The sequence below is a fragment of the Micromonospora sp. MH33 genome (assembly GCF_003013775.1).
In the GTDB taxonomy this organism is placed as follows: Bacteria; Actinomycetota; Actinomycetes; order Mycobacteriales; family Micromonosporaceae; genus Micromonospora; species Micromonospora fulviviridis.
This window is the reverse complement of sequence record NZ_MUYZ01000527.1, coordinates 1-2,560: the sequence shown is the minus strand read 5'-3', so window position 1 is coordinate 2,560 and position 2,560 is coordinate 1. Positions and strand designations below refer to the sequence as shown.

The 2,560-nt window shown below is 73.7% G+C and carries 2 protein-coding genes and 1 pseudogene; all 3 read right to left on the bottom strand.

The features are described from left to right. A pseudogene (locus tag B0E53_RS35360) lies at window positions 1-473 on the bottom strand (YggS family pyridoxal phosphate-dependent enzyme); the annotation flags it as partial. Window positions 474-482: 9 nt separating this feature from the next. Next, window positions 483-1,598 carry a cell division protein FtsZ gene (gene ftsZ / locus B0E53_RS35355; RefSeq protein WP_107079816.1) on the bottom strand — a complete coding sequence of 372 codons (1,116 nt, stop codon included), beginning with the start codon at window positions 1,596-1,598 and terminating at the stop codon, window positions 483-485. A 238-nt stretch (window positions 1,599-1,836) separates the two neighbouring features. Next, on the bottom strand, window positions 1,837-2,560 hold a 724-nt coding region (locus B0E53_RS35350), incomplete at its 5' end, for an FtsQ-type POTRA domain-containing protein (RefSeq protein ID WP_246835764.1).

Here is a 2,560-nt window from a genome sequence, read left to right as displayed (position 1 = left end):
TCGGCCGCGTCCGGCAGCGCCCCGCCCCGGGCCGGGTCGCCGTCGACGCTCACCTGCACCAGCACGTCCAGCGGCCGCTCGCGAGCGGCGGCCGCGGCGCCGTCCAGGGCCGCGGCCAGCCGCACGCTGTCGACCGACTGGACCACGTCGGCGTAGCGGACCACCGAACGGGCCTTGTTGCGCTGCAGCTGGCCGATGAAGTGCCAGCGCGGCGTGGCGCCGGCGGCAGCCGCCTCGGCGGCCTTCGGGGCCGCCTCCTGGTCGCGGTTCTCCCCCACGTCGGTCACCCCGAGCCCGGCCAGCGCGACCACGTCGGCGGCCGGGTACGTCTTGGTCACCGCGACCAGGGTGATCTCGCCCCGGTCCCGGCCGGCCGCCGCGCAGGCGTCGGCGATGCGGGCCCGGACCCGGGCGAGGCCAGCCGCGAGTTCGGCGCGACGGTCGGGTCGCACCGTGGTGGGTGAATCGGTCATCGGCGCGGCTCAGGACCCGTTCTTGAGGAAGTCCGGCACGTCGACGTCGTCGAAGAGCACCCGGCGCGGCGACTGCTGCGGGGCCGGCATGGTGGCCGGCGGGCTGACCGGAGCGTTCGCCTGGGTCTGCGGGTTCTGGTTGGTCTTGCGGGACGGCTCGACCGCCTTGTACGCCGGCGCGCCCCCGTCGAAGCCCGCCGCGATCACGGTCACCCGCACCTCGTCGCCGAGCGCGTCGTCGATGACCGCGCCGAAGATGATGTTGGCGTCCGGGTGGGCCGCGTCGGTGACCAGCTGGGCGGCGTCGTTGATCTCGAACAGGCCCAGGTCGGAGCCGCCTGCGATGGAGAGCAGCACGCCCCGCGCGCCGTCCATGCTCTGCTCCAGCAGCGGGCTGGAGATGGCCGCCTCGGCCGCCTCGACGGCGCGGTTCTCGCCGCGGGCGCTGCCGATGCCCATGAGCGCGCTGCCGGCGCCGCTCATCACGCTCTTCACGTCGGCGAAGTCCAGGTTGATCAGACCCGGCGTAGTGATCAGGTCGGTGATGCCCTGGACACCGGAGAGGAGCACCTGGTCCGCGGTGCGGAAGGCGTCCATCATGGAGATGTTCCGGTCGCCGAGCGCGAGCAGCCGGTCGTTCGGGATCACGATGAGCGTGTCGCACTGGTTGCGCAGCTCCTCGATGCCCGCCTCGGCCTGCACCTGGCGGCGCTTGCCCTCGAAGGAGAACGGGCGGGTGACCACGCCGATGGTGAGCGCGCCGAGCTTGCGGGCGATGTTCGCCACCACGGGCGCGCCGCCGGTGCCGGTGCCGCCGCCCTCGCCGCAGGTCACGAAGACCATGTCGGCGCCCTTGAGCACCTCCTCGATCTCGTCGCGGTGGTCCTCGGCGGCGTTCTTGCCGACGTCCGGATTGGCGCCGGCGCCCAGGCCGCGGGTCAGCTCCCGGCCGACGTCGAGCTTGACGTCGGCGTCGCTCATCAGCAGCGCCTGCGCATCGGTGTTGATCGCGATGAACTCGACGCCCTTGAGCCCAACCTCGATCATCCGGTTGACGGCGTTCACGCCGCCGCCCCCGATGCCGACGACCTTGATGACCGCCAGGTAGTTGTGCGGAGGTGTCATCTCCGGTCCTTTCCCTTCGAGATTGGCATGGGCCGACCCCACACGGCTTGGCCAGACCAGCGGCGGAGCATTTCCCAGCGATACCGACGGCTGAAACCCTCACCCTCTACTAGAGGCTTAGAGCTATGTCAACCACTGATCTCTTCGGGGCAACGTATGCGCCGCCGCGCGCTGAGCCAAGGACCCTTCCGGCGTGTCGCGGGCGGAGCGGGCGGGCTCACGTCCGCTGACCGGCGGATCACCGGAGGGTGACCACGTCCGGGGCGCTGACGTCGATCGTGTCGGCCTTCCGACCGAGCAGGGCGGTGGCCACCTTGGACTTGTCCGGGCTGCGGGTCGCGTCGCCCCAGACCACCTTCCGGTCGCCGCGCAGCAGCAGCGTGATCCGGGCCAGCCCGGCCACGTCCACGGCGACCAGTTCGGCGCGCAGCTTCGGGCTGAGCGCGGCGAGCACGTCCAGCCCGGCGCGGGTGCCCGGATCGTCGGGGGCCGGCCTGCCGACCTGGATGACCGGCAGCCCGCCGGGGGCCTGGTCCAGGTTCCGGAAGACCACACCGGCCCGGTCGACGACGACCCACCGGTCGCCCTGCGGCACCGCGGCCACCGGGGTCCGCTCCACCACCCGGATCACCAGGGCGCCCGGCCAGTCCCGCTCCACCGTGGCCCGCTCCACCGGGGCGAGCGCGCCGACCCGGCGGGCGGTCGCGGCCAGGTCCACCCGGGCCAGCGGAGCCTCGTCGGGCACGGCCGCGGCGTCGCGTACCTCGACCGGGGTGACCAGCTCGGCGCCGACCACCCGCACCTCCCGGACGCCGAACAGCCCGGTGCCCAGCACGGTCCAGGCGACCAGCCCGGCGACGGCCAGCACGGCGACGGTGACCGCCCAGGGCAGCGCCGCGCGCATCCGCCGCTGCCGGGCCCGGGCCATGAAACGCCGGGTGGACGGGGGTACGGCGTCCGCG